The 26,278-nt window shown below is 67.2% G+C and carries 31 protein-coding genes; 13 read left to right on the top strand and 18 right to left on the bottom strand.

The window, feature by feature from the left end:
* Positions 1 to 40: 40 nt before the first annotated feature.
* Positions 41 to 652, top strand: coding sequence for an ankyrin repeat domain-containing protein (locus AADI75_RS05520; RefSeq protein WP_341208042.1), 612 nt, complete (start codon positions 41 to 43; stop codon positions 650 to 652).
* Between the two features lie 51 nt (positions 653 to 703).
* Here the strand turns inward: AADI75_RS05520 and AADI75_RS05515 are convergent, their stop codons facing one another.
* The 11 genes from AADI75_RS05515 to AADI75_RS05465 all read right to left on the bottom strand — a co-directional run bounded on the left by AADI75_RS05515 (position 704) and on the right by AADI75_RS05465 (position 7,631).
* Positions 704 to 1,195, bottom strand: a complete 492-nt coding sequence (locus tag AADI75_RS05515; protein WP_341208041.1) for an MmcB family DNA repair protein — start codon at positions 1,193 to 1,195, stop codon at positions 704 to 706.
* A 64-nt stretch (positions 1,196 to 1,259) separates the two neighbouring features.
* Entirely contained in the window at positions 1,260 to 1,892 is a 633-nt protein-coding gene (locus AADI75_RS05510; RefSeq protein ID WP_341208040.1) for a cell wall hydrolase, read from the bottom strand.
* A gap of 174 nt (positions 1,893 to 2,066) precedes the next feature.
* Complete coding sequence (locus AADI75_RS05505) at positions 2,067 to 2,396, bottom strand: DUF1491 family protein (RefSeq protein ID WP_341208039.1); 330 nt, start codon at positions 2,394 to 2,396, stop codon at positions 2,067 to 2,069.
* Positions 2,393 to 2,845 (bottom strand): PaaI family thioesterase, encoded by a 453-nt coding sequence (locus tag AADI75_RS05500; protein WP_341208038.1) that lies wholly within the window; start codon positions 2,843 to 2,845, stop codon positions 2,393 to 2,395. Before AADI75_RS05500 ends, AADI75_RS05505 begins: the two co-directional genes overlap by 4 nt.
* Complete coding sequence (locus AADI75_RS05495; protein ID WP_341208037.1) at positions 2,835 to 3,305, bottom strand: PTS sugar transporter subunit IIA; 471 nt, start codon at positions 3,303 to 3,305, stop codon at positions 2,835 to 2,837. Before AADI75_RS05495 ends, AADI75_RS05500 begins: the two co-directional genes overlap by 11 nt.
* Positions 3,306 to 3,314: 9 nt before the next feature.
* Positions 3,315 to 3,905 carry a ribosome-associated translation inhibitor RaiA gene (raiA, locus tag AADI75_RS05490; protein ID WP_341208036.1) on the bottom strand — a complete coding sequence of 197 codons (591 nt, stop codon included), beginning with the start codon at positions 3,903 to 3,905 and terminating at the stop codon, positions 3,315 to 3,317.
* A gap of 55 nt (positions 3,906 to 3,960) precedes the next feature.
* Complete coding sequence (dnaQ, locus tag AADI75_RS05485) at positions 3,961 to 4,650, bottom strand: DNA polymerase III subunit epsilon (protein ID WP_341208035.1); 690 nt, start codon at positions 4,648 to 4,650, stop codon at positions 3,961 to 3,963.
* Between the two features lie 10 nt (positions 4,651 to 4,660).
* Positions 4,661 to 5,254 (bottom strand): dephospho-CoA kinase, encoded by a 594-nt coding sequence (coaE, locus tag AADI75_RS05480; RefSeq protein WP_341208034.1) that lies wholly within the window; start codon positions 5,252 to 5,254, stop codon positions 4,661 to 4,663.
* The gene (locus tag AADI75_RS05475; RefSeq protein ID WP_341208033.1) at positions 5,251 to 6,066 is read right to left on the bottom strand and encodes a shikimate dehydrogenase; all 816 of its coding nucleotides are present in this window, start codon (positions 6,064 to 6,066) and stop codon (positions 5,251 to 5,253) included. The genes coaE and AADI75_RS05475 overlap by 4 nt, the downstream gene beginning before the upstream one ends.
* 136 nt (positions 6,067 to 6,202) lie before the next feature.
* On the bottom strand, positions 6,203 to 6,790 hold the full coding sequence (locus AADI75_RS05470; RefSeq protein ID WP_341208032.1) for a nucleoside triphosphate pyrophosphatase: 588 nt from the start codon (positions 6,788 to 6,790) through the stop codon (positions 6,203 to 6,205).
* 10 nt (positions 6,791 to 6,800) lie between these two features.
* Positions 6,801 to 7,631, bottom strand: coding sequence for a pyruvate, water dikinase regulatory protein (locus AADI75_RS05465; protein WP_341208031.1), 831 nt, complete (start codon positions 7,629 to 7,631; stop codon positions 6,801 to 6,803).
* A gap of 311 nt (positions 7,632 to 7,942) precedes the next feature.
* On the opposite strand from AADI75_RS05465, the gene hemE reads away from it, so the two are divergent.
* The 7 genes from hemE to ribA all read left to right on the top strand — a co-directional run bounded on the left by hemE (position 7,943) and on the right by ribA (position 14,697).
* Positions 7,943 to 8,965 carry a uroporphyrinogen decarboxylase gene (hemE, locus tag AADI75_RS05460; RefSeq protein WP_341208030.1) on the top strand — a complete coding sequence of 341 codons (1,023 nt, stop codon included), beginning with the start codon at positions 7,943 to 7,945 and terminating at the stop codon, positions 8,963 to 8,965.
* Between the two features lie 2 nt (positions 8,966 to 8,967).
* The gene (locus AADI75_RS05455) at positions 8,968 to 9,423 is read left to right on the top strand and encodes a CopD family protein (RefSeq protein WP_341208029.1); all 456 of its coding nucleotides are present in this window, start codon (positions 8,968 to 8,970) and stop codon (positions 9,421 to 9,423) included.
* 288 nt (positions 9,424 to 9,711) lie between these two features.
* On the top strand, positions 9,712 to 10,968 hold the full coding sequence (gene rho, locus AADI75_RS05450) for a transcription termination factor Rho (protein WP_028967412.1): 1,257 nt from the start codon (positions 9,712 to 9,714) through the stop codon (positions 10,966 to 10,968).
* A 227-nt stretch (positions 10,969 to 11,195) separates the two neighbouring features.
* Positions 11,196 to 11,930 (top strand): TerC family protein, encoded by a 735-nt coding sequence (locus AADI75_RS05445; RefSeq protein WP_341208028.1) that lies wholly within the window; start codon positions 11,196 to 11,198, stop codon positions 11,928 to 11,930.
* A 65-nt stretch (positions 11,931 to 11,995) separates the two neighbouring features.
* The gene (locus AADI75_RS05440; RefSeq protein WP_341208027.1) at positions 11,996 to 12,607 is read left to right on the top strand and encodes an outer membrane lipoprotein carrier protein LolA; all 612 of its coding nucleotides are present in this window, start codon (positions 11,996 to 11,998) and stop codon (positions 12,605 to 12,607) included.
* A 240-nt stretch (positions 12,608 to 12,847) separates the two neighbouring features.
* Positions 12,848 to 13,630 (top strand): exodeoxyribonuclease III, encoded by a 783-nt coding sequence (locus tag AADI75_RS05435; RefSeq protein ID WP_341208026.1) that lies wholly within the window; start codon positions 12,848 to 12,850, stop codon positions 13,628 to 13,630.
* Positions 13,631 to 13,674: 44 nt separating this feature from the next.
* Positions 13,675 to 14,697 (top strand): GTP cyclohydrolase II, encoded by a 1,023-nt coding sequence (gene ribA / locus AADI75_RS05430; protein WP_341208060.1) that lies wholly within the window; start codon positions 13,675 to 13,677, stop codon positions 14,695 to 14,697.
* Between the two features lie 141 nt (positions 14,698 to 14,838).
* Here the strand turns inward: ribA and AADI75_RS05425 are convergent, their stop codons facing one another.
* Positions 14,839 to 15,507: an HAD family phosphatase gene (locus AADI75_RS05425; protein ID WP_341208025.1), complete on the bottom strand. Its 669-nt coding sequence runs from the start codon at positions 15,505 to 15,507 to the stop codon at positions 14,839 to 14,841.
* A complete protein-coding gene (locus AADI75_RS05420; RefSeq protein ID WP_341208024.1) occupies positions 15,504 to 16,163 on the bottom strand; it encodes a YggS family pyridoxal phosphate-dependent enzyme in 660 nt (219 codons plus the stop codon). Before AADI75_RS05420 ends, AADI75_RS05425 begins: the two co-directional genes overlap by 4 nt.
* Positions 16,164 to 16,185: 22 nt before the next feature.
* On the opposite strand from AADI75_RS05420, the gene AADI75_RS05415 reads away from it, so the two are divergent.
* Positions 16,186 to 16,722: a thiamine phosphate synthase gene (locus AADI75_RS05415; RefSeq protein WP_341208023.1), complete on the top strand. Its 537-nt coding sequence runs from the start codon at positions 16,186 to 16,188 to the stop codon at positions 16,720 to 16,722.
* A gap of 101 nt (positions 16,723 to 16,823) precedes the next feature.
* On the opposite strand, the gene AADI75_RS05410 is transcribed toward AADI75_RS05415, so the two are convergent.
* Positions 16,824 to 17,537, bottom strand: coding sequence for a hypothetical protein (locus AADI75_RS05410; RefSeq protein ID WP_341208022.1), 714 nt, complete (start codon positions 17,535 to 17,537; stop codon positions 16,824 to 16,826).
* Positions 17,538 to 17,739: 202 nt separating this feature from the next.
* On the opposite strand from AADI75_RS05410, the gene AADI75_RS05405 reads away from it, so the two are divergent.
* From AADI75_RS05405 to AADI75_RS05390, 4 genes are read left to right on the top strand one after another with little or no spacing between them, the layout of a single operon-like run.
* On the top strand, positions 17,740 to 18,186 hold the full coding sequence (locus AADI75_RS05405; RefSeq protein ID WP_341208021.1) for a DUF3576 domain-containing protein: 447 nt from the start codon (positions 17,740 to 17,742) through the stop codon (positions 18,184 to 18,186).
* A 16-nt stretch (positions 18,187 to 18,202) separates the two neighbouring features.
* The gene (leuS, locus tag AADI75_RS05400; protein ID WP_341208020.1) at positions 18,203 to 20,743 is read left to right on the top strand and encodes a leucine--tRNA ligase; all 2,541 of its coding nucleotides are present in this window, start codon (positions 18,203 to 18,205) and stop codon (positions 20,741 to 20,743) included.
* Complete coding sequence (lptE, locus tag AADI75_RS05395) at positions 20,740 to 21,252, top strand: LPS assembly lipoprotein LptE (protein ID WP_341208019.1); 513 nt, start codon at positions 20,740 to 20,742, stop codon at positions 21,250 to 21,252. Before leuS ends, lptE begins: the two co-directional genes overlap by 4 nt.
* Positions 21,249 to 22,259, top strand: a complete 1,011-nt coding sequence (locus AADI75_RS05390) for a DNA polymerase III subunit delta (RefSeq protein ID WP_341208018.1) — start codon at positions 21,249 to 21,251, stop codon at positions 22,257 to 22,259. The genes lptE and AADI75_RS05390 overlap by 4 nt, the downstream gene beginning before the upstream one ends.
* Here the strand turns inward: AADI75_RS05390 and AADI75_RS05385 are convergent.
* From AADI75_RS05385 to mnmG, 4 genes are read right to left on the bottom strand one after another with little or no spacing between them, the layout of a single operon-like run.
* On the bottom strand, positions 22,256 to 23,176 hold the full coding sequence (locus AADI75_RS05385) for a ParB/RepB/Spo0J family partition protein (RefSeq protein ID WP_341208017.1): 921 nt from the start codon (positions 23,174 to 23,176) through the stop codon (positions 22,256 to 22,258). The two genes, AADI75_RS05390 and AADI75_RS05385, sit on opposite strands and share 4 nt — an antisense overlap.
* Positions 23,173 to 23,955 (bottom strand): ParA family protein, encoded by a 783-nt coding sequence (locus tag AADI75_RS05380; protein ID WP_341208016.1) that lies wholly within the window; start codon positions 23,953 to 23,955, stop codon positions 23,173 to 23,175. The genes AADI75_RS05385 and AADI75_RS05380 overlap by 4 nt, the downstream gene beginning before the upstream one ends.
* Positions 23,955 to 24,563: a 16S rRNA (guanine(527)-N(7))-methyltransferase RsmG gene (rsmG, locus tag AADI75_RS05375; RefSeq protein WP_341208015.1), complete on the bottom strand. Its 609-nt coding sequence runs from the start codon at positions 24,561 to 24,563 to the stop codon at positions 23,955 to 23,957. Before rsmG ends, AADI75_RS05380 begins: the two co-directional genes overlap by 1 nt.
* Positions 24,560 to 26,272: a tRNA uridine-5-carboxymethylaminomethyl(34) synthesis enzyme MnmG gene (gene mnmG, locus AADI75_RS05370; protein ID WP_341208014.1), complete on the bottom strand. Its 1,713-nt coding sequence runs from the start codon at positions 26,270 to 26,272 to the stop codon at positions 24,560 to 24,562. Before mnmG ends, rsmG begins: the two co-directional genes overlap by 4 nt.
* Positions 26,273 to 26,278 lie beyond the last annotated feature (6 nt).

Raw genomic sequence — 26,278 nt, 5'->3', positions numbered from 1 at the left:
GCCCGTGACGCAACCCTCAGCCCTCGCGAGAACCGACCCGATGCTTCGCCGCCCGCTCCTTACCCTTGCGCTGCTCGCCGCGCTGCCGATCGCCACCACCGCGCTGCCTGCCGCGGCTCAGCAGCAATCGCAAAGCTACAAGTTCCTGGAAGCGGTGCGCAAAGGTGACGGCAACGCGGTGATCGGGATGCTCGACCAGCCGGGCCAGACGATCATCAACGCGCGTGATATCACCAATGGCGAAGGCGCGATCCACATCGTCGTCAAACGCGGCGATGCGGCATACCTGCGCTACCTGCTGGCGAAAGGCGCGGATCCGAACCTGCGCGACGGTGACGGCAACACCGCGATGCTGCTGGCGGTACAGGCCAATCAGCCCGACCTGATCCAGATCCTCGCCGCGTCGAAGGCCAATGCCAACCTCGGCAACAATGGCGGCGAGACGCCACTGATCCGCGCGGTGCAGCGCCGCGACCTGTCGCTGGTGCGCGCGGTGCTGGCCGCGGGTGGCAATCCCGACCAGCCCGACAATGTCGCCGGCATGTCGGCGCGCGACTATGTGAAGCGCGATCCGCGCGCGACGGTGATCGGCAAGATTCTGGACGAGACGCCCGCCAAGGCGCAACGCCCGGTCGCCGGCCCCAAATTCTGAGCCGACCCGTCGCCCTGGAGCCGGTCCGGGGCGACAATGCCGGTCGGCGCTCTAGAAACCGATCATCGCATCGGGATCATGTGCCGCAATGACCCGCCGCGCCGCCCGGCGTGCAAAGGCGAGCGTGCAGCGTTTCCGGGTGGCGGCAGGCAGCGGATCGGTGCGCGCCTCGCGCACGATGGCCGCGTCATAGCGATCCGCGACGATTAACCCGGTGCGCTCGGGCAGGAATGCCTCACCTGCGATCGGGGAGGCATCGAAGCCGGCGGGGACCGCCCAATAGAAGCGGTCGCAATGGGCGAGATAATCCTGCCACTTGCCATCACCGAGCAGGTCGGCACGCGACACCTTGATCTCGACGATCACCAATTGTCCGCGCGCATCGACCGCCATCAGGTCGGCGCGACGGCCGCCGTCCAGCGGGACCTCGGCGATAGCGGTGAGGTCATGCCGCAGGAACATCCGCGTCACGCCACGCGCGACATCGAGCGCACACAGCGCCGCGGTTTCTTCCTGATGACAGGTGGCGGGGGGCGTCAGCATGGCCACCCGAATAGAACATCACGCGAACGAAAGCCACGCCCTCGTTCACGCCATTCGACCGCAATCAGCGGTAGAAGATGTGATTGCCGATCGAGGCGACCCGGACGCCATTGGCGTGGCCGGCGCGACGATGGTTGAAATACAGGGCGTTGGAGGCATCGCTCTCCCACGCATCCTTGAGCGCGACCTTGGCGACGGCGATCGCGGTGCGCCAATCGTCGTTAGACGGCGCTTCGGGCATCCGGCCACCGCGCACGAAGGAGAACTGCCCCTTTTGGGTTACGACGTCGCAGGCGCTGCCGCCGAAGCGGTGCGAGCGCGTACGGTTAAGGATCACCTCGGCAACGGCGAGCTGGCCGCTGAGCGGTTCGCCGCGTGCCTCGAAATAAATTGCGCCGGCGAGGCAGCGTAGATCCTCGTCGGCGTCCGAGCGGATCGACTGATCGGCGACCGCCGCGGCGAGGGTTGGGTAGGCGATCTGCTCTTCGACCTGCGCCGGAGTGACGGTTGCTTCCTGGACGGCCGGTTCCGCGGGAGCGATCGTGGGAACCTGGGCGGGAAGAGCGAGTTGAATCGCGGTAGACGCGGCGGGAACCGCCGGAAGTTCAGCAGCCAGTCCAGGAGCGCTCTGCGCTACCAGAGCAAGGACCGAAAAAGTAAGCGTCGCAAAAGTCGCGACGCGCGAGCTGAACGGCATTCCACATCATTTTTATGCGGTGGGTGCGCGGAAACGATCGCTGAGCCAGCGTTAGCTGATCAATATCGCCCGGGTCCCCCCCGACTGCGTCACCGTCGGGATCGCACCCCGCATCGGCACAACGCACGTTGTCGATGCGGTCCGGCTAGGGCCAACAGGTTAACAGGGTCAATGCTACAGGATCGTTTCAGCGACGAACCGTTCGGCGTGCGGGACGTCCAGTTCGACAACCCACAGATCGGGATCGCGGCGGTGACGATTCTGCCAATAGTCTTCCATCGCCATGGGCTCGGTCGCCGCAGGGCCGGCGGGAACGAGCGTGTCGCGATCATCGAGGCCGCGCATGCGTTCGAGTGCGCGCATTGCCCGGCCCTCCGCGATCAGGATCAACACCGCGCCGCCCTGCGCCTCGCCGCGGGCGCGTATCACCGCCAACCCACCTGAATCGTTGACCCGTCGCAGCAGCGCGCCGATCGCCAGATGCGTTGGCAGCCGCTCGCTCACAGCCCGGCATATCCGGGCAGGGAGGCGAGCGCGATCCGCGACCGCATGAACGTGCCCGTCCCACGCGCCACCTCCTCACCCTCCGCGGTGACCAGTCGCGCTTCGGCGACGAACACGCGGCGCTGCCCGCTGATCCAGCGCCCCTCGGCGACGACCGGGCCGACCCCCAACGGGCGGGTCAGCAAAAGGCTGAACTGCGTTGTCAACAGAAAGCGATCGGTGACCAGGCTGTTGCACGCATAGAAAGCGGCATCGTCCAGCATCTTGAAATAGCTGGTGCCATGCGCCGCTCCGGCGGCGTGGAAGTGGCGCTCATCGACCGAAAAATAAATGCGAGACCGACCCGGCTCGGCCAGCTCGAGCCGCGATTCGAAGAAGCGATTGATCGGCGCCGCCGCATAGAGCGATTCGAGCGCGCGGTAATGCGCCGCGGCGCCTTCAGGCGGCATCGCGCACCCCGTGATCGCACAGGAGCGCATAGATCGCATCAGGCGAGCCCGCGCCGCGCAGCTTGGCCACCAAGGCGCGGTCGCGCAGCCGTCGCGCGACCCGCGCGAGCGCCTTCAGATGCTGCGCGCCGGCCTGTGGTGGCGAGAACATCGCCGCCACGACATCGACCGGGGCATCGTCCAGCGCGCCGTAATCGAGCGGATGCGCCAACCGCGCCACCGCCAGCACGATCCGCGGCAATCCGGGGATACGTGCGTGCGGTATCGCGACTCCGTGCCCGAAGCCGGTCGAGCCTTCCTTTTCCCGCGCCGCCAGTCCATCGACCACCACACGCGCATCGATCCCCAGCGTGGGGGCAACGAGCGCCCCCAATTGGGAGAACAATGCCTTCTTCGAGGCAGCCGGCAAACCGACGATGATCAGTTCGGGGGCGAGCAGGTCGCTGAGATCGCTCGCCATCAGGTCCGGTCAACCGCCACGCTGCGGCTCCACCCAGCCGATCGTGCCATCGCCGCGACGATAGACCATGTTGTACGAGCCGGTGCCCGCGTTCTTGAACAGCAGCGCCTGCGTGTTGCGCAGATCGAGCATCATCACCGCGTCCGAGACACTGGCATCGGGCACGTCGACGCGGGTTTCGGCGATCACCAGCGGTGCGTCGCCGGCATCGTCGTCGCCGATCTGTTCGGCGAACAACGTGTAGCCGGCATTGTCATAGCCGGTACGGTCCTGCGTCTCCTCGCTTGCGGCGTGCGCGGCGTGACGATCCTTCAGACGGCGGACGTAACGGCGGAGTTGCTTCTCGATCTTCTCGGCGGCGCCGTCGAAGACCAGATGCGCGTCGTGCGCGTCGTGCCGTCCCTTCAGGATCAGCCCGCGCGTGACGTGCGCGACGATGTCGCAGGTAAAGCCACTGTCGTGCGGGCCCTTGCCGAAGGTGACTTCCGCCGAGATGGCGCGCGCGAAATATTTGTCGGCGATACCCTGGAGTCGGTCCTGCACATGGGCCTTCAGCGCGTCGCCGATCGCCACCTGGTGACCTGAAATCCGGATATCCATACCATTCCTCCATCTACGCCGTTCCGCCCCCCTGCGGTCCGGCAGCCGATTCGCGTCATTCGGACGCGGCGACCCCCCACAAAGGCTCTTTGACCTTCTTTAGAAACGCAGCATGCGCGGCCAGTTCCGCATCGCTCGCCGAAAAGACCCGCAATGGGCGGATGCGCGCGGGCGCGGTAACCACCTGTTCTAGAACGATTGGGGCGGCTTCGTTGACCAGCCCCAGCCCGATCTGCCGCCCGCCCATCAGCTCGACGTAGACCTGCGCCAGCAATTGCGCGTCGAGCAGCGCGCCGTGCAGCACGCGGTGCGAACGGTCGATGCCGTAGCGGTTGCAGAGCGCATCGAGCGTGTGCTTCGCGCCGGGGTGGCGCGTGCGCGCGATCGCCAGCGTGTCGACCATCCGCGAGCCGCACACCGCAGGATTGCCGCAACGTTCCAACTCCCCGTTTAGAAAGGAGAAATCGAACCCGGCGTTGTGCGCGACCAGCGGTGCGTCGCCGATAAACTCCAGCAGTGCCTGCACCCCGGCGGCGAACACCGGATGCTTGGCGAGGAAGGCCGCGGACAGGCCGTGGACGCGCTCCGCCTCGGCGGGCATGTCGCGCTCGGGATGGAAGTAGGCGTGAAAAACCCGGCCAGTTTCAACGCGGTTGACCAGTTCGACGCAGCCGATCTCCACCATACGATCGCCGCCGACGAAACTGAGGCCGGTGGTTTCGGTATCGAAGACGATCTCACGCATGATCGCGTCGTTATCGACCCTGTCCGCCTTGCACGCAAGCGATGACGCGCAGCACGGCGGCGCGGGTCTCGTCGAGCGAGACGTCGGTGGGGATCACGAAATCGGCGCGAGCGCGCTTCTCGGTATCAGGCAATTGCCGAAAATAGATCGCTTCGAACCGGGCCGGGGTCATGCCGGGACGCGCCAGCACGCGTTCGCGCTGCACCGGGGCCGAAGCGGACACCACCACGACGAAATCCATGTCGCGGTCGCCGCCGGTCTCGAACAGCAGCGGAATATCGAATACGACCAGCGGCGCGTCGCGATGCTGAACGAGGAAGGCTTCACGCGCCGCGCGGACCGCCGGGTGGACGATCGCCTCCAGCGCGCGCAGCGCCGCGTCGTCGTTCAAAACGGCGGCACCGAGTCTGGTGCGGTCGACGCCCTGCGGGCCGGTGGTGCCGGGGAAGCGCGCCTCGATCGCCGCGACCAGCGCGCCACCGGGGCCTTGCAGGCGATGCACCGCCGCGTCGGCGTCGAACACCGGCACCCCGGCATCGGCGAACATCGCCGCCACCGTCGACTTGCCCATGCCGATCGACCCGGTGAGACCGAGGACGATCATGCGAGCAGGCGCGCGCGCAGTTCCTCGTCATGCTCGCGCGGCGGGGCGGCGCCAAAGAACAGCTCGAAGGCGACCGCCGCCTGGCCGATCAGCATCTCCAGCCCGTCGACCGTCTCCAAATCGCGCGCGCGCGCCGCCTTGAGCAGCGAAGTTTCGAGCGGGGCGTAGACGATGTCGTAGACGATCGCCTCGTCCGGGAGCGACCCGAGATCGAGGTCGAGCGGATCGTGCCCGGTCATGCCGAGCACGCTGGTGTTGACCAGCAGCACGGCGGCCGGGAGCTGCGCGGTCAGCGGGAGCGCATCGCCCTTGAGCCCGAACTGCGCGAGCAACGCCGCGCCCTTCAGCGGCGTGCGATTGAGCAAGGTCACGCGGCCGACGTTGCTGCGCGCGAGCGCGAACAGCACCGCGCGCGCCGCGCCGCCCGCGCCGACCACCACCACCGGCTGGCCGGACAGATCGAGATCGGCGATCGGCGACAGGAAGCCCGCCGCGTCGGTGTTGGTGGCGATCAACGCGCCGCCCTCGCCGCGGAAGACGGTGTTCGCCGCACCGATCATCCCGCGCACGTCGCCGGGATCGGGGACATGATCGAGCGCCGCCACCTTGTGCGGAACGGTGATGTTGCACCCTCGCCAGTCGGCGTCGTCGGCGCGGCGTGCGAAATAGGCGGCGAGGTCGTCGCCCGCGACGCGCATCGCGCGATAGTCGCCGGCCAGCCCGAGCTTTTCGAGCCAGAAGCCGTGGATCAGCGGCGATTTGGAATGCGCGATCGGGTCGCCGATCACCTCGGCATAGGGGGTGTTGGTCATGATGCTACCTTGGCCGGGCCGGTGCTGGTGACGTCGCCGCCGCGGCTACACTCCCGGAACCGTGGACCCCGGCCTTCGCCGGGATGGCGGAGTGATGGGGGTGACGGCACGATGGGGGTGGCGGCGTGCGCGACGCTCACGCCGGCAACACCTGTCGAATGCGCAGATAATCGAGCACCGGGAGCAACGGCATGCCAAGCACGGTGAACTGGCTGCCGTCGATCCGCGCGAACAGTTGCGCGCCGGGCCCCTCGATCCGGTAACAGCCGACGCAGCCCGCGATCGCCGGCCATTCGGCGTCGAGATAGGTTTCGATGAACGCCGGCGAGAGCGGGCGGACGAACATCTTCGCCTTGTCCACCACGCGCCACACCGCCTGACCGTTCTCCGCGATCACCGCCGCGCTGACCAGATCGTGGCGCTTGCCCGACATGCGCGTCAGGTGGTCGCGCGCTTCGTCGCGGCTGGTCGGCTTGTCGAGGATCGTGCCATCGTCGAGCACCGCGAGGCTGTCCGACCCGAGCACCAGATGCCCGGGATGCCGCGCGCTGACCTTGAGCGCCTTCAGCTCCGCGAGCGCATCGGCGATGTCGCGCGGGTGCCGCCCGGCCATCGCCGCCTTCAGCGCCGCCTCGTCGGCATAGGCGGGCTCGGCGGTGAACGGCACGCCCGCGGCGGCGAGCATCGTGGTGCGCGAGGCGCTTTGCGAGGCCAGAATCAACATGGGATCAACATCAGTCGGTGTTCCGTGCCGCCAGCCCGCGGCGTTCGTTGACCAGCGCGATGATCGCGGCGGCGGTTTCCTCGATCGAGCGGCGGGTGACGTCGATCACCGGCCAGCCGTTATCGGCGAACATGCGGCGCGCATAGGCGATCTCGCGCGCCACCGCGTCCTGGTCGACATAATTGGTTTCGGTCGCCTGGTTGAGCGAGAGCAACCGGTTGCGGCGGATCTGGATCAGCCGGTCGGTGCTGGTCGTCAGCCCGACCACCAGCGGATTCCTGAGCGTGAAGAGTGCGCGCGGCGGCGGGCTTTCGACCACGATCGGGATGTTGGCGGTCTTAAACCCGCGATTGGCGAGATAGATCGAGGTCGGGGTCTTCGACGAGCGGCTGACCCCGGCGAGCAGGATATCGGCCTCTTCCCATTCCTCGTGCGCGATCCCGTCGTCATGCGCGATCGTGAACTGGATCGCGTCGACGCGCGCGAAATAGGCGGCGTCGAGAACGTGCTGGCGACCGGGGCGCGCCTTGGCCTGCTGCCCGAGCAACATCGACAGCGCGTCGTTGACCGGATCGAGCGGCGCGACGGTGGGCAGCCCGAGCGCCTTGCAGCGCGTCTCCAGCGCGGCGCGCGTCGCCGGATTGACGAGCGTGAAGATCACCAGCCCCGGATTCTGCGCGATTTCCTGAAGGATGCGGTCGAGATGCGTTTCGGTGCGCACCATCGGCCAGAAATGCCGCACCGTCTCGACGTCGTCATATTGCGCGAGCGCCGCCTTGGCGATGTTCTCCAGCGTTTCGCCGGTCGAGTCCGACAGCAGGTGGAGATGAAGGCGGAGCATCAGCGGGCTGGACCGATCTGTGGATAAGTCGTGGACAGCCGCTAGACCAACTTCACCGCCCCGCCAAGCGCCACCCCGATCGGTGGACAACCTCGATTCTATCCACAGCGCCGTCCCCAACGCCGGATTTTATCCACAGGCTGTGAAAAACGGGGACAGTGTGCGTCGAATCCGACGGCGGCCGGCGTTGACGCATGAGTCAAGCTGTTGGCAATTCCGGTGGTGACGCATAAGCCCCCGCGATCCACGCGCCTACCGCAGCAACAACCAGACTCTCTTAGAATCTTACCTAGAAGGTAGAAGGATCGCACATGATGGTTAACAAACCCCTGTTGCGAGCCCTGAACGGCGAGCGCGCCGACCGGCCGCCGACGTGGTTGATGCGCCAGGCCGGGCGATACCTTCCCGAATATCGGGCGTTGCGCGCGGAGAAGGGCGGGTTCCTCGCGCTCGCCACCGATCCGGTCGCCGCGGCCGAGGTGACGCTGCAGCCGATCCGTCGCTTCGGATTCGATGGTGCGATCCTGTTTTCCGACATCCTGATGGTGCCGTGGGCGCTGGGGCAGGAGCTGACGTTCGGGGCGGGCGAGGGACCGCGGCTGGCCCCGGCGTTGGTCGACGCGACGCTGGCGGCGCTGACTCCCGACGCGACGCGGCTCGATCCGGTCTATGCGACGGTGCGGCGCGTGGCCGGGTCGTTGCCGGCGGAGACGACCTTCCTCGGGTTCGCCGGGTCGCCGTGGACGGTCGCCACCTATATGGTGGCGGGGCAGGGCAGCCGCGACCAGGAAGTGACGCGCCGCTTCGCCTATGCCGATCCGGCGGCGTTCGGCACGATCGTCGACGCGATCGTGACGACGACGATCGCGTATCTCGCGACGCAGATTGAGAATGGCGTCGAGGCGGTGCAGATCTTCGATAGCTGGGCGGGCAGCCTGTCGCCCGATCAGTTCGAACGCTGGGTGATCGCGCCGAACCGCGCGATCGTCGACGGCGTCCGCGCGCGCTGCCCGGGGGTGCCGATCATCGGCTTTCCGAAGGGTGCGGGCGGCAAACTCGCCGCCTATGCCGCAGGCACCGCGGTGGATGCGATCGGGCTGGACGAGACGGTCGATCCGCAGTGGGCGGATTCGGTGCTGCCGTCAGGGTTGCCGGTGCAGGGCAACCTCGATCCGCTCGCCTTGCTGACCGGCGGGGCGGCGCTGGATGCGGGGATCAACCGCGTGCTGGCGGCGTTCCCGGAACGGCCGCATGTCTTCAATCTCGGCCACGGGATCGGGCAACATACGCCGATCGCGCATGTCGAACATCTGTTGCAACGGGTAAGGGGCTGAACATGGTCGGGTTTCTTGGCGCGACCTATGATTGGGTGAAGGCGGCGCATGTCATCTTCGTAATCTTCTGGATGGCGGGGCTGTTCATGCTGCCGCGCTATCTGATCTATCATCAGGAGGGGCTGGCCGATCCCGCGGATGCCGCGCGTTGGGTGGAGCGCGAGACCAAGCTGCGCGCGATCATCCTGACCCCGGCGATGATCGTCGTCTGGGTACTGGGCCTTGCGCTGGCGCTGAATGCGGGGATCGCGGACGACGTGCCGGGGCTGGGGTGGCTGCACGCCAAGCTGGCAATCGTGCTGCTGCTGTCGGGTTATCATGGCTGGGCGGTCGGCTATGCGAAGAAGCTGGCGCGCGGGCAGGCCGGCGTGTCGAACAAGGCGCTGCGGATGATGAACGAGATTCCGGCGCTCGCGACCGCGCTGATCGTGATTCTGGTGATCGTGAAGCCGTTCTAACGCCACGCCCGTCATTCCCGCGCAGGCGGGAAGCCAGAACCTCTGACGTGTCGGCCCCTGCGAAGACCCGCGCGTCTGGATTCCCGCCTGCGCGGGAATGACGGTTTTGCGGGCGGGAATGGCTGCGCTAGCGACGTCCGCGCTTGACTATCTCCGGCATGACTCATACCTCGCGCCCGTGACGTCGCCGGTCCTCGGTGCGCGCCGCATCCTCTACAGCTTCGTTTCTCGAGCGTTTTCCATCGCCGGCCGAGCTTTCCCCGACCCCCGATCACATCGGACAGATACATGCATCTCAAGGATTTGAAGAAGAAGGCCCCCGCCGAGCTGGTGCAGCTTGCCGAGGAGCTGGGCGTCGAGGGCGCCTCCACGCTGCGCAAGCAGGACCTGATGTTCGCGATCCTGAAGGTGCAGGCCGAGAACGGCGAGCAGATCATGGGCGAGGGCACGATCGAGGTGCTGCCCGACGGCTTCGGCTTCCTGCGCTCGGCGCAGGCGAACTATCTTGCCGGTCCCGACGACATCTATGTCAGCCCGAATCAGGTCCGCAAGCATGGCCTGCGCACCGGCGACACGGTCGAGGGCGAGATCCGCGGGCCGAAGGACGGCGAGCGTTACTTTGCGCTGGTGAAGATCACGCAGGTCAATTTCGAGGAACCCGAGCGCGTTCGCCAGCGCGTGAACTTCGACAATCTGACGCCGCTCTATCCGGACGAGCGGCTGAAGATGGAAATCGAGGATCCGACGATCAAGGACAAGTCGGGCCGCGTGCTCGACGTGGTCGCGCCGATCGGCAAGGGCCAGCGCTGCCTGATCGTCGCGCCGCCGCGCGTCGGCAAGACGATCATGATGCAGAACATCGCGCGCGCGATCGCGCACAACCATCCGGAAGTGTTCCTGCTGGTGCTGCTGATCGACGAGCGGCCCGAGGAAGTCACCGACATGCAGCGCACGGTGAACGGCGAGGTGGTTTCCTCCACCTTCGACGAACCCGCGACGCGCCACGTCCAGGTCGCCGAAATGGTGATCGAGAAGGCCAAGCGGCTGGTCGAGCACAAGAAGGATGTCGTCATCCTGCTCGACAACATCACGCGGCTGGGGCGTGCCTATAACACCGTCGTGCCGTCGTCGGGCAAGGTGCTGACCGGCGGTGTCGACGCCAATGCGCTGCAGCGCCCGAAGCGCTTCTTCGGCGCGGCGCGCAACATCGAGGAAGGCGGGTCGCTGACGATCATCTCGACCTCGCTGATCGATACCGGCAGCCGCATGGACGAGGTGATCTTCGAGGAGTTCAAGGGCACCGGCAACGCCGAAATCGTGCTCGACCGCAAGGTGGCCGACAAGCGCATCTTCCCGGCGATCGACGTGGGCAAGAGCGGCACGCGCAAGGAAGAGCTGCTGGTCGAGAAGGGCCAGCTGTCGAAGATGTGGGTGCTGCGCCGGATCCTGATGCAGATGGGCACCGTCGACGCGATGGAATTCCTGCTCGGCAAGATGAAGGATTCGAAGACCAACGACGATTTCTTCGATTCGATGAATCAGTAACCGAATGCGGCCTGCGTCATGCTGGCGCAGGACTCGCATCGGTTCGGCCGGCGGGTGCGCGTTCGGCGCACCCGACCGACGGCGCGGGCCTTCGACTGCCTGCAAGGCAGGCGCTCAGGACATGCTTTGCCCGCGGCGCTCCCCGCGTTGCTTGCCCATAGCATTCCCCGCCCGGAACGTTATGCCGGCCAGCATCATTGAAGCGGTCAGACGGGGAGTGACGTAATTTGAGCCTTATCGCCACGCTTGCCGCCGCGGCTTCCGCGGGTGCGGCCATTCAGGGACCCGGCTCGCTGGGGGACATCTGGCAGCATATCGTCGCCGATTTCTCGAACTTGTCCGATCCCGCCGCGCTTGCCGCATTCGGGTCGGTGCTGATGATCGACCTGGTGCTGGCGGGCGACAATGCGATCGTGGTCGGCGCGCTTGCCGCAGGGTTGCCGAGCGAACAGCGCAAGAAGGTGATCCTGATCGGGATCGGCGCGGCGCTGGTGCTGCGGATCTTCTTCGCGCTGATCGTCACCTGGCTGATGGGGATTGTCGGGCTGATCTTCGCGGGCGGGCTGCTGCTGCTGTGGGTGAGCTGGAAGTTCTGGCGCGAGATCCGCAGCGGCGGGCATTCGGAGATCGACGCAGCCGAGGACGCAGCGGCGGTCAAGCCGGTCAAGAGCTTCGCCGCGGCTGCCTGGGCGGTCGCGGTCGCCGACGTGTCGATGAGCCTCGACAACGTGCTGGCGGTGGCCGGCGCGGCGCGCGAGCATCCCGGCATCCTCGTCATCGGGCTGTTGCTGTCGGTGGCGCTGATGGGGCTGGCGGCCAATTTCATCGCGCGGATCATCGATCGCTATCGCTGGATCGCCTATGTCGGGCTGGCGGTGATCCTGTTCGTCGCGATCCGGATGATCCACGAAGGGTGGGTCGGCAGCGAGACGACGCCGGGGCTGGCGACGCTGTTCACCTGACGGGTTCAGGGGCGGTTCAACGCCGCCCCGCCATCACGCCGCCACTCATTGGGTCGGGAGACGACATGTCGAACTATCTTCTGCCGCTCGCCGTGCTGGCCGCGGCGGCGGCACCCGTCGCGGCGCAGACCGGCGCGGACCTGGCGGCGGTGCAGCGCTCGATCGCCGGACTCGATTCGATGACGGCCGCGTTCAGCCAGACCGATCGCAACGGGCAGGTGCTGACCGGGACGCTGACGCTCAAGAAGCCGGGCAAGATCCGCTTCCAATATCAAAAAGGCGTGCCGCTGCTGATCGTCGGCGACGGCAAGGCGCTGACGTTCATCGATTATTCGGTGAAGCAGGTGCAGCGCTGGCCGATCGGCAATTCGCCGCTGGGCGTGCTGCTCGATCCGACGCGCGACATATCGAAATATGCGAAGGTGGTGCCGTCGACCAATCCGGGGGTGCTGTCGGTGGAAGCGTACGACCCCAAACATCCGGAATATGGCCGGATCACGTTGGTGTTCGCGCGCAGCGCCGCGGCGCCGGGCGGGTTGATGCTGCAGGGCTGGGCCGCGCTCGACAGCCAGGGGAACCGTACCACGATCCGGCTGACGGACCAGAAGTTCAACGTGCCGGTCGCCGATGGCACGTTCCGCTGGGTCGATCCGCGCCGGCAGGGACGATCCAGCTAAATCATGGCATTTTTGTCCAATTCGTTCATCTTCGCGAAAGGCTGGAGCGTTTAGGACTGCAAGCACGGTCGGCGGGCCGCCGGGATTTTCCCCCTGTTGCTCGGTCTCCTGCCTACCGCTTGCGTGACGAACGCTGAGTCGGCCCTCGCTCCATGCCCCCGGAGCGGGGGCCTTTCTCGTTCAGGAACTGCCGCATCGGCGCGCCTTGTCGACATGACGGTGCGAAGCTACCTAACCGCCGTGAAAATCGTCTCCTGGAACATCAACTCGGTCCGGTTCCGCATCGAGATCGTCGAGCAATTCCTTCGCGAGGCGCAGCCCGACGTGCTGTGCCTTCAGGAAACCAAGGTGGTCGATACCGACTTCCCGACCGACGCGTTTCGCGCGCTCGGCTATGACCATATCCTGCTGCACGGGCAGCGGATGCATCACGGCGTTGCGATCATCGCGCGCGTGCCCGTCACCGCCGACGACCGGCTCGACTGGCAGGCCAATCGCGAGGCGCGGCATCTGGGGGTGCGGCTGCCGAACGGCGTGCGGCTGGAGAATGTCTATGTCCCGGCCGGCGGCGACGTGCCCGATCGCGACGTGAACCCCAAGTTCGGCCAGAAGCTGGATTTCGTCGCGCGGATGACGCGCTGGTCCGAGACGCTGACCGAGCCGACGATCCTGACCGGCGACTTCAACATCGCACCGTTGCCGAGCGACGTGTGGAGCCACAAGGCGTTGCTGAAGGTCGTCAGCCATACGCCCGTCGAGGTGGAGGCGCTCGACGGGTTGAAGGCGTCGAACGACTGGGTCGATCTCGGGCGGCATTTCCATCCGGCACCGGCACGGCTGCATACCTGGTGGAGCTATCGTTCACCCGACTGGACCAAGAACGATCGCGGCCGGCGGCTCGATCATATGTGGGCGACCGCGGATGTCGCGAAGACCGCGACCGCGCATACCGTGTTCGAGCCGTGCCGGAGCTGGTTGAAGCCATCGGACCATGTGCCGATCATGACCGAGTTCGCGTGGTGACATCTCCGGTGACCGGGCGCGATGCGGCGCGCGCGATCGATGCGATGCGGCGCGGCTGGCCGATTACGGTGACCGCGGACGGCGAGCCGCCGCTGATACTGCTGGCGATCGAGACCGCCGATGCCGGGCGGCTCGCGCGGTTCGTGCCCGACGGGCGCTTCGACGTGCTGCTGTCGAACGGGCGTGCTGCGACGCTGAAGCTCGCCAACCAGCTCGAGGCAGCGGTGCCCGATCGGCCGGTGGTGGTCGAACATGCGCCGTGGTTCGACATGGCGCTGGCGACCGCGTTGGCCGATCCGCAGCTCGATCTCGCCACGCCGCTCAAGGGACCGTTCCGCACGATCCCGGTGTCGGCGCCGATCGCCGCGGGGGCGGCGCTGCAACTGGCCCGGATCGCGGGATTGCTGCCGGCGTTCATGATCGGAACCGGCGAGGCGGCGCAGGTGGTGGATGCGCGGGCCATCGCGGCGCACGAGGATGCGCAGGCGCTGCAGATCGCGGTGCGCGCGCGGTTGCCGGTGGCGGGCGCGGAACATGCCGAGATCGTCGCGTTCCGATCGCCGGAAAGCGCCGACGAGCATATCGCGCTGCTGATCGGCCAATCGGACGGCGCGCCGCCGCTGGTGCGGTTGCACAGCGAGTGCCTGACCGGCGATGTGCTGGGCAGCCTGAAGTGCGATTGCGGGCCGCAACTCGATGCCGCGATCCAGGCGATTGCGGCGGCGGGGTGGGGCGTGCTGCTCTATCTGCGGCAGGAAGGGCGCGGGATCGGGCTGGTCAACAAGCTGCGCGCCTATGCGCTGCAGGATCAGGGGTTCGATACCGTCGACGCCAACGTCCGGCTCGGCTTCGCGATCGATGCGCGCGATTTCGGGGTGGCGGCACGGATGCTGCACCTGCTGGGGCAGGATCGGGTGCGGTTGCTGACCAACAATCCGGCCAAGGTCGCGGGGCTGGAGGCGGCGGGGGTCGCGGTAATCGAGCGGGTGCCGCACGCGCTGCCCGCGAACCGGCACAACGAACGGTATCTGGCGACCAAGCGGGACAGGACCGGGCATCAATTGTGATGCGCAGTCGCTAGATTTCCCCTTCCCCTTCAGGGAGGGGGTGGGGCGGCGTCTCACCGGGCCCAGCGTCTTCGATTGCCCCACCCCAACCCCTCCCCTGAAGGGAGGGGCTTATCGGTATCGGGGCGAGGGCAGCACGCGCTACAGACTCACGATTGCGGTGACCTCGTCGAAGTTTCTCGCGATCGCATCGACGCCGATCACGCGGAGGCGGTCGCCGTGGTTGGGGGCGCAATGCGCACCGGCGACCAGACCGATCACGAATGCGCCGCTGGCCACCGCACCGGTCGCGCCGACCGGGGAATCCTCGATGATCGCACAGCGTTCGATCGCGACGCCCAGCTTGTCGGCGGCATGCAGATAGAGATCGGGCGCGGGCTTGCCGTTCGTGACATGCTCCGCACCCGAATAGAGATGCTCGCCGAACGCGGCGCGGAGCCCGAGATGCTCGAGATGCGTGGCAATCCAGCGTACCCGGCTCGATGACACCACCGCACGCGGCAGCGTCGCCGGGAGCGCGCGGACGAAGGCGGTCGCGCCGGTGACTTCCTCGATCCCTTCCAGCAGGCAGCGCTCATCCTCGGCGCGGCGCGCGGCCTGAAAGTCGGGCGGGATCGGCGCGCCGATATGCGCCTCAATCGCGGCGAGGAAATCCTTGCCGGCCAGCCCCATGAACTGCGCCATCGATTGCTCGGGCGTGGTGGGATAGCCGATGCCGGTCAGATAATCGGCGATGTGGCGATTACCGCGCGCCTCGCTTTCGATCAGGACGCCGTCGAAGTCGAAGAGCAATGCATCGAAGCGGGTCATGCGCGGTCTCCGAACAGCGCCGAGCCGACGCGGACATGGGTGGCCCCCAACGACACCGCCTGTTCGACGTCGTCGGACATGCCCATGCTGAGCCCCGCGATGCCGTGGTCGCGCGCGATCTTGGCCAGAAGCGCGAAATATGGCGCGGGCTCGACGCCGGCCGGGGGGACGCACATCAAGCCGGCGATCGGCAGCGCTGCGGCGTGCGCTTCGGTGAGCAGGGCGGGGAGGTCGGCGATCGCGCAACCGCCCTTTTGCGGTTCGTCACCGATGTTGACCTGAACGAAACAGTCGGGGCGGTGGCCGGTCGCGTCGATCGCGCGCGCCACGGCGGCGATCAGCGACGATCGGTCGATGCTGTGGATCGCCTCCGCGAGCGCGACCGCCTCCGCGGCCTTGTTCGATTGCAATTGTCCGACGAGATGCAGGCGACAATCGGGAAATTCCTCGCGGAGCGCGGGCCATTTCGCGGCGGCTTCCTGCACGCGGTTCTCGCCGAAGTCACGCTGTCCGGCGAGCAGCAGCGGCCGGATCGCCTCGACCGGATGGGTCTTCGACACCGCGACCAGCGTGATGTCGGCCGGCTCGCGGCGCGCGAGACGGGCAGCGCTCGCGATGCGGGCGTGGGTGGCGGCGAGACGGTCGTCGGGGGTCATCGTCCGCGCTATAGGGAGCGGCATGCCTGCCCGCCACCCCGTCCGCTGGCTGATGACCGACGAACGTCAGGGTGAGCGCTTGTGGGCGGCGCTGGAGCGGCTGCCGCGCGGCGCAGGGGTTATCTTCCGCCATTATCGCACTCCGGCGGGGGAGCGTCGGGCGCTGTTCGCGCGCGTGCGCGGCGTGGCGCGGCGGCGGGGGCTGGTGCTGGTGGTGGCGGGCGCGGCACCGTTGCGCGGCGCGGCGGGGGTTCATGCGCGGCGCGGGCGCGGGATCGTGACGTGGCCGGCGCATGATCGGCGCGAGGCGCTGGCGGGGGTGCGGGCGGGGGCCGATGTGGTGCTGGTGTCGCCGGTGTTCGCGACGCGGTCGCATCCGGGCGCGGCGGCGCTGGGGTTGTGGCGTGCCGCGGCGATCGCGCGCGGGTTGCCGGTGACGGTGATCGCGCTGGGCGGAATGGACGAGCGGCGCTTTCGGCGGATCGCGGCGCTGGGCTTCGATGGCTATGCGGCGATCGATGCGTGGTCGACGTCTTCCTTCCCGTCACGCGGGACGTGACCCAAGGTCCCGCTTTCAATCCGTAGTGCGAAAAAGCGGGTCCGCATCACGTCCGGAACGACGAAGGAAGCGCGTCGGGAATGTCACAAGCCGCCGTTGGCTCAGAAGCGGAAGGCGGTGCCTACGTAGATCGCCTGACTGTCGCGCCGGTCGTCGTCGACGCGGGTCAGGCGTTCGCGATCGGTCTTCAGCCGCATGCCGGCGGTCAGATCGAGATTGCGGGTGAGCGAATAGCTGCCGCCGACATCGATCGAATAGCTGTTTGGCTCGGAAAGCCCCCGCGCGGTGCCGGGCAACGGGCGATCGGCGGTGGCGCCGACGCGGCCGCTCCACTTGGCGCCCGAATAGCTGAGTGCGACGTCGGCCGCTTCGCGGCTGCCCGGGATGCCGGCCAGATCGACCTTGGCGACGTCACCCGAGATCGCAAACCGCTTCCAGCCGACCGATACGCCCAGATTATAGGCGATCGGCGCGAGCCCGACGGTGGTGGGGGTGGCCGAGGCGTAGCGCGCATTGTCCCGCGCGGTCGTGCTCGAGCGCGCCCGTACCGCCACGGTGACCGCCCGGTTGCCGATCCGCGATTCAGACGGGGTGAAGCGGAAGCCGCTGGCGTCGAGCCCGCCGCGTGCAAAGAGCGCCGCGAGCTTGGGATCGGCCGCGGAAGGCGTGAACGAACCGGCGATGCGCGGGGCCGACATCAGCTTGCGCGCCGGCCGCTGGACCGAATCGGCAGCGCTGAGCGCGGGCACGGCTGCAACGGCGGCGGCCAGCAGCCCCCCCCCGATGATTGCAGCGATGCGGCGCCGTGCGGCCACGATCGTATCCACCCCTTTTTGCCGGACGAATCTGTCCGACCATTGGAGCGGACCTAACAGGAATCCGTCCCGAGTCCATTACCGGCCCTGCGGTTTGTCGTGCACCTGTTGCATCATGTCCACAATGAGGCGTGCTTGCCGGGCGCAGATGGTGCGGGTAGAGCGGGCAGGATTACCCGAATTCCCTGTAAGGACGATGCCGATGTTCCGCCCCTTGCGCCTTGCGGCTGGCCTGTCGGCCGCTGTTGCCCTGTCGTTGACGCTGTCGGCGTGCGGCGGACGCGGCGGCAAGCCGGCCGGCGACCTCGCCGCGTCGAAGGTCACGACGATCGGCGTCAACAGCTATCTGTGGCGCGCGACGCTCGACACGCTCAGCTTCATGCCGCTGCTCCAAACCGATTCCAACGGCGGCGTGATCGTCACCGACTGGTACGTCAATCCGCAGAGCCCGACCGAGCGGATGAAGGTGACCGTCTCGATTCTCGATCAGGACCTGCGCGCCGATGCGGTGCGCGTCGCGGCGCTGCGCGAGGTGAACCGCGGCGGGCAGTGGGTGGCGTCGCCGGTCGAGGCGGCGACGACGCAGAAGCTGGAAGACATCATCCTGACGCGGGCGCGCGACCTGCGCCGCGGCGCGGTGACCGGCTGAGGCGACGACGACCGCAATGACCACCCGCTTCAATGCCCTGAAGGCCGACGCGCACTGGCAGCGCGTCTGGGACGAACGCACCACCTTCGCCGCGCGTGACGACAGCCCCAAGCCGAAAAGCTACGTGCTGGAGATGTTCCCCTATCCCTCGGGGAAGATCCATATGGGGCACGTCCGCAACTATACGATGGGCGACGTGCTGGCGCGCTATCGGCGGATGACCGGGCATGAAGTGCTCCACCCGATGGGGTGGGACGCGTTCGGGATGCCCGCCGAAAATGCCGCGATGGAAAAGGGCGTGCATCCGGGCAACTGGACGCGCGCCAATATCGCGACGATGAAGGCGCAGCTGAAGCGGCTGGGCTTCGCGCTCGACTGGACGCGCGAGCTGGCGACGTGCGAGCCCGATTATTACGGGCACGAACAGGCGCTGTTCCTCGATTTCTACACGGCCGGGTTGGTCTATCGCAAGGAATCGGCGGTCAACTGGGATCCGGTCGACATGACCGTGCTCGCCAACGAGCAGGTGATCGACGGGCGTGGCTGGCGTTCGGGAGCGCTGGTCGAGAAGCGCAAGCTGAGCCAGTGGTTCCTGAAGATCACGCAGTTCGCTGACGAGCTGATCGAGGGGCTGGGGTCGCTCGACCAATGGCCCGACAAGGTCCGGCTGATGCAGGAAAACTGGATCGGCAAGAGCCAGGGACTGCAATTCCGCTTCGCGCTGTCGGACGGCGGCGCGGTCGAGGTGTTCACCACGCGCCCCGATACGATGTTCGGCGCCAGTTTCGTCGCGGTCGCCGCCGATCACCCGATCGCGCAGGCGCTGGCGGCGCGCGACGCGGATGCCGCGGCGTTCGTCGCGCGCTGCAAGCAGGGCGGGACCACCGCCGCCGAACTGGAGACGCAGGAAAAGCTCGGGTACGACACCGGACTGACCGCCGCGCATCCGTTCGGCGCGGGGGAGCTGCCGGTCTATATCGCCAATTTCGTGCTCATGGACTATGGCACCGGCGCGGTGTTCGGCGTGCCGGCGCACGACCAGCGCGACTTCGACTTTGCCACCAAATATGCGCTGCCGATCCGCCGCGTGGTCGCCGAGGGCGACAAGACCGATCCCGTGTTCGACGAGGATGCGGCGTATAGCGGCTCCGGGCGGCTGGTGAATTCGCAGTTCCTCGACGGGCTCGACATCGACACCGCCAAGCGCGAGGTGATCGCGCGCGCCGAGGCGGGCGGCTGGGGGCAGGGCTCGACCGTGTACCGCCTGCGCGACTGGGGCGTCAGTCGCCAGCGTTATTGGGGCACGCCGATCCCGGTGATCCATTGCGCGACGTGCGGCGAAGTGCCGGTGCCGCGCGCGCAACTGCCGGTCACGCTGCCCGAGGACGTGACCTTCGACGTGCCGGGCAACCCGCTCGATCGGCACCCAACGTGGAAGCATGTCGCCTGCCCGCAATGCGGCGCGGATGCGCTGCGCGATACCGACACGCTCGACACGTTCGCGGACTCGTCGTGGTATTTCATCCGCTTCGCCAGCCAGCCCGACGACCGGCCGTTCGATCGTGCGGTCGCGGAAAGCTGGCTGCCGGTCGGGCAGTATATCGGCGGGGTCGAACATGCGATCCTGCACCTGCTCTACGCGCGCTTCTGGACGCGCGCGCTGCGCCATGTCGGACTGATCGATCTCGCCGAGCCGTTCACCGGGCTGTTCACGCAGGGGATGGTGACGCACGAGACGTACAAGCTCGATATTCCCGACCATGACGGGCCGCCGGGCGCGTTATGGGTGTCGCCCGCCGATCTTAGCGTCGGCGAGGGCGGGGGGTTGTTCTTCCAGACCGAGGAGGGCGGGGCGATCCCGATCATCCGCGGTCGCGTCGAGAAGATGTCCAAGTCCAAGAAGAACACGATCGATCCCGAGCCGATCGTCGACCAATATGGCGCGGACGCGGTACGCTGGTTCATGCTCTCCGACTCGCCGCCCGAGCGCGATCTGGAGTGGAGTGAGAACGGCATCGAGGGCGCGTGGCGCTTCGTTCAGCGGCTGTGGCGATTGTTCGAGAGCGAGAAGGCGGGCGCGGGCAGCGACGGTGCGCTTGACCGCAAGCTGCATCGCACGATCGCCGATGTCGCCGCCGCGATCGAGGCGCTCTCGTTCAACAAGGCGGTCGCCAAGCTCTACGAACTGGTTGCGGCGATCGAGAAAGCCGCGCCTTCCGCGTCGCGCGACACGGCGGTCGCGACGCTGATGCGGCTGGTCGCACCGATGGCGCCGCATATCGCTGAGGAGGCATGGGCGGCGCATGGCGACGGCGGGCTGATCGCCGACGCCGCGTGGCCCGCGGTCGACGCAGCGCTGCTGATCGAGGATGAGGTGACGATCGCGGTGCAGATCAACGGCAAGCTGCGCGATACGCTGACGCTGCCCAAGGGGTTGGCGAAGGAGGATGCCGAGGCGGCGGCGCTGGCCTCGGAGAAGGTGCTGCGCGCACTGGAGGGCAAGACCCCGCGCAAGGTGATCGTGGTGCCCGACCGGCTCGTGAACCTCGTCGCGTGAGCGGGCGTGCGCGCCTGATCGTCGCGCTGCTGGCGGCGGTGCCGCTCGCGGGCTGCGGGCTGACCCCGCTGTATACCGGCGGCGGGGCGGGGCCGATTGCGGCGACGCTCGGCGAGGTCGAGGTGATGCCGATCGACGGCAAGGCCGGCTGGCTGGTCGGCGGCGCGCTGAACGAGCGGCTAAAGGCGATCGGTGGCGGTGCGGCGCGGTATCGGCTTAACGTGCGGCTCGACGACAAGATCGTCGGCCTGGGTGCGCGGAGCGACGACTCAGTCGCGCGGGAGCGGCGGACGCTGCGCGCGCGCTATCAGTTGATCGATGCCGCGAGCGGATCGGTGGTGCTCGACGCCACTGCGGGCTCGGATGCGGGGATCGACGTCGTCGGCTCCGAATATGCGACGATCGCGGCGGAAAGCACCGCGCTGGAGCGGCTGTCGGAAACGATCGCCGACCAGATCGTCGCGCGGCTGGCGCTCTATGCGCGGCGGACCCAGCCGCCCAAATCATGAAGGCGACCGAGGCGCGGCTGACCGCGGCGCTCGACCGGCCGCCGGCCGACATCCGGCTCTACCTTCTCCACGGCCCGGACGAAGCGGTGGCGCAGGCGTATGTCGCACGGCTCGCAAAGGGCATGGGCGACGGGGCGGAGCGCGTCGACCTGGATGGCCCGGGGCTGCGCGGCGATCCGGCGCGGCTGGCGGACGAGGCCGCCGCCTTGTCGCTGTTCGGTGGTGCGCGTTACGTGCGGGTGACGGGCGCTGGCGAGGAAGCGCTGGAGGCGGTGGCGGCGCTGCTGTCGGCCGAGCGCGCCGGCAACCCGGCGATCGTACTGGCACCGACGGTGAAGGCGACCGGCAAGTTGGTGAAGGCGGCGATCGATTCGGATCGTGCCCTGGCGTTCGCCTGCTACCCGCCGGGCGCGCGCGACGCGGCGACGATCGTCGCCGATCTGGCGCGCGGTGCCGGGCTGCGGCTCTCGCCGGCGGCGGTGCAGCGGATCGTTCGTGGCAGCGACGGCGACCGCGCGGTGATGATGCGCGAGGTCGAGAAGCTCGCACTGTATCTCGATGCGGCGCCCGATCGCCCGGTCGATGCGGATGATGCGGCGCTGGAGGCGATCGGTGCCGACATCGCAGAGGGCGAGATCGGCGACGTGGTCCTGGCGGTGACGGCCGGGCAGGTAGCGCCGTTGATCGAGGGCTTGCGGCGGATGAACGGCCCGGATGCCTCCCCGATCCCGATCCTTCGCGCGCTCGGCCGCCGGCTCGTCATGCTGGCGGAGATGCGCGCGGCGGTCGACGCGGGCGAGGGGGCGGAGCAGGTGATGAAGCGTCACCGCGTGTTCTGGCGCGAAGAGGCGGCGACAGGCGCGGCGCTTCGCCGGTGGACGCTGCCCGCGCTGGCCGCCGCACAACAGGCCGCGCGGCGGGTCGAACGCGAGGTGATCGCCGCCGGCCCGGCGGGGCGGGTGGTCGCCGATACCTTCCTGCTGCGGCTGGCGCGATCGGCGCGTTAGATCCGCTCGCCGCTGAGCCGCTGGCAGACCATGTCGAGCTGTTCCAGCGAACTGTAGTCGAGCGTGATCGAGCCACGACCATCGTCGTTGAAGGCGATCGTGACGTGGAGCCCGAGCAGATCGGCGAGTTGCCGTTCCAGTGCCTCGATATCGGCGCTTCCGCCGCCGCCCGCCGACGGCTTTGCTGCACCAGGTGAGCCTCCACGCGAGGTGGGGGCACCGTGTTTATCCTGGCTGGCGAGCTTCTCGGTCTGACGCACGGATAGACCTTGCGCCAGCACCTGCTCGGCCAGCGCTGCCGGATCGGCCGCCCCGACCAGCGCGCGCGCATGCCCCATCGCCAGCTTGCCACCGACGACCTGCGCCTGCACCTCGGGGGGCAGATCGAGCAGACGAAGCAGGTTGGCGACGTGGCTGCGTGACTTGTGGACCGCGCGCGCCAGCTCTTCCTGCGTATGGCCGAACTCGTCGAGCAGCCGCTGATAGGCGCGCGCTTCTTCGATCGCGTTGAGATCCTGCCGCTGGATATTCTCGAGCAGCGCGATCTGCAGCGTCTCGCTGTCCGAATAGTCGCGGACGACCACCGGGACCTCGTGGAGGCGCGCGCGCTGCGCGGCCCGCCAGCGCCGCTCGCCGGCGACGATCTGGAAATCATGGCCATGCGGCCGGACGATGATCGGTTGGATGATCCCGCGCTGCGCGATCGACGCAGCAAGCTCGTCGAGCGCGGCTTCGTCGAAGTGCCGGCGCGGCTGTTCGGGATGCGGCGCAATCGCCGACACCGGGATCATCCGCACCGCGCCGCGCGCCGGGCCCTTCTCGCCCGCCTCACGCTCGTCCTGCGCGACGTCACCGAGCAGTGCGTTGAGGCCACGACCGAGGCCACCCTTGGCACGACGGGAAGCGAAATCACTCACGCTGCTTCATTCTCCATTTGCGGCAAACGCCGGATCAGCTCGCGCGCCAACGCGATATAGGCTTCGGACCCGCTGCACTTGTGATCGTAGATCAGCGCTGGCAGCCCGTGGCTGGGTGCCTCGGACAGTCGGACGTTCCGTGGGATGACCGTATCGAACACGACGTTGCCGAGCACCGCACGTACGTCGTTCGACACCTGCTCGGTCAGGCGATTGCGACGATCGAACATCGTCAGCGCGACGCCGAGGATCGTCAGGGCCGGATTGAACCGAGAGCGTATCCGCTCGACGGTGTTGAGCAACTGGCTCAGTCCCTCAAGTGCGAAGAACTCACACTGCAGCGGGACGAACAAGGCATCGGCCGCAACCATCGCGTTGATTGTCAGCAGCCCGAGTGACGGCGGACAGTCGATCAGGACGATGTCCCACGAGCGGGTCGCAACCTCGAACGCCCGCCGCAGCCGATGCGTTCGCTGTTCGAATTCAACCAGCTCGATCTCTGCGCCCGACAGGTCAACAGTGGCGGGGAGAACGTCGAGTAGCGGGATGTCGGTCGCCACAGCCGCTTCGGCTACGCCGTCGCTATCGATCAGTACGTCATAGCTGGATCGCTGCCGTTGTGCCTGGCTGATGCCCAAGCCGGTCGAAGCGTTCCCTTGCGGATCGAGGTCAACCAGCAGAACGCGATGACCCGATGCGGCCAATGCCGTCGCAAGATTGATCGCGCTAGTGGTCTTGCCAACGCCACCTTTTTGGTTGGCCACCGCGATGCAGAACATCAGGCTTTCACTCCATCGGCGATCACGATCGCCGAGGCGGGATCAGTGACGCTTTGTTCCACGTGAAACATTGCGCGCCATTTGGCTGGCAGCGCGGCAACCTCACTATCACCATTCTGCCCGCGCGGAAGGATCATTCTTGTCTTCGCATGACGCAGGTGGCTCGTCATGGCGACGAGGTTCGGGATACTCGCGACCGCACGGGCGCTGATAATATCAGCGCGCCCGCTCACCGCCTCAGCCTTGGCTTTCTCGATCGTCACGTTCGATACGCTGAGCGCGTTTGCTACAGCGTGGAGGAATTCAATTCGCCGCCCGCGTGGCTCGACGAGCGTCACCTCAAGGCCAGTCACTAGCGCGACAATCATTCCCGGGAAGCCCGGACCCGACCCGATGTCGAACCATGTACTCGCTTGATCGGGACAGTGATCAACCAGCTGCGCCGAGTCGACGATGTGACGGCTCCAGATCGCGTCCTTCGACGCCGGTGAGATCAGATTTTGCCGATCGTTCTCTTCGAGGACCATGATCCGGAAGGCATCAAGCCGTTGCGTCGCGTCTGCTCCGAAGCGCGCGTCGCACCACGAACGGGCTTCTTCCTCGGTCATGCCTTGCGCCTCGAGTGAAGCCACAGTGCCGCGACGGCCGCGGGCGTGACCCCGCGCACCCGCGATGCCTCGTCGAGCGTCTTCGGCGCGGCGCGCTCAAGCCGTTCGATCATCTCCGTTGATAGACCCGGCACGGTATTGAGGGTAGCGCGATCGGACGTGATGGCGATGCCACCATCACGTCGCATACGCTCGATCTCATCACTTTGACGCTGAAGATACGGGGCATAGCGGCGGTCCTCCTCCACCTCGCGAACGATGTCGTCGTCAACGTCCTCGATATCGTCGTTGCGCGCCGACGCTCGCATGGCCGTGCGGGCTTCAAGGTGCACCTGACGGGCAGGGGTGAGCAGGCTGAGCCCGTCCGCCCAGGACGAGAGCCGCGTCTCGGCGTTATCGGCACGGAGCGCGAGCCGATATTCGGCGCGGGCGGTCAGCATACGATAGGGCTCGCTAACACCCTGAAGCACCAGATCGTCGATCATCACGCCAATGTAGCCTCGCGCACGATCGACGATGACCGGCGGCAGATCTAGCGCGCTCGCTGCGGCATTTGCGCCGGCGATCACACCTTGCGCCGCCGCTTCCTCGTAACCGGTCGTACCGTTGAGCTGCCCGGCGCAGAACAGACCGGAAAGCGCAGCCAGTTCGAGTCGATGATCGAGCGAGCGGGGATCGATGTAATCATATTCGACCGCATAGCCGTATTGGACGATGCGCGCTGCTTCCAACCCGACGACGGAGCGTACCATTCGGTCCTGCACCTCGGCGGATAGCGATGTCGAAATCCCGTTTGGGTAGACGAGGTGATCGTCGAGGCCTTCCGGTTCTAGAAAGATCTGGTGGCCGTCGCGGTCGCCGAAGCGGTGGACCTTGTCCTCGATCGAGGGGCAGTAGCGCGGACCGCCTCCTTCGATCGCGCCGGCGTACAATGGTGAGGTTTCGAGACCGTCCCGAATGATGTCGTGTGTTTCGGCGGATGTTCTCGTGATGGCGCAGGCCAATTGGGGGAGGAGGGCCGCTCGCGTCATCGGCGACATGCGCCATGTCTCGTCGTCCGACGGCTGCGGTTCGAGGCTTGCCCAGTCGATTGTGCGGCCATCAAGCCGCGGGGGTGTGCCGGTCTTCAGCCGCCCCATCGCCAGCTTCAGCTCGCGCAATCGCTCGCCCAGCAGATTGGCAGGACGTTCGTCGATGCGTCCGCCGGCTTCGCGATCGAGGCCCCGGAAGATCTTGCCGCCCAGAAACGTTCCCGTGGCTAGTACGACGGCGGGGGCGTCGATCGTGCTGCCATCCTGTAGGACGATCCCGGTGACGCGCGTTCCCGCAAGACGGAGATCGACTGCCTCGCGCTCGACCAGATCGATGTTGTGATAGGCCGCAAGCTGACGTTGCACCGACACCCGGTAGCGGCGGCGATCGGCTTGCAAGCGGGGCCCCTGAACGGCGAGCCCTTTCGAGCGGTTGAGCATACGATAGTGGATACCGGCGTCGTCTGCTGCGCGCGCCATCACGCCATCGAGGGCGTCAACTTCACGAACAAGATGACCTTTGCCCAAACCACCGATTGACGGATTGCACGACATCGTTCCGATCTGAGCAAGCGATTGGGTCACGAAGGCAACGCGTGCACCGCGGCGAGCCGCCGCTGCCGCCGCTTCCGTGCCGGCATGACCCCCGCCGACAACGATCACATCATATTGTTTCACGTGGAA

The sequence above is a fragment of the uncultured Sphingomonas sp. genome (genome assembly GCF_964021865.1).
Classification (GTDB): domain Bacteria; phylum Pseudomonadota; class Alphaproteobacteria; order Sphingomonadales; family Sphingomonadaceae; genus Sphingomonas.
The sequence above is the reverse complement of the archived record's forward strand: the minus strand, read 5'-3'. Positions and strand labels throughout refer to the sequence as shown.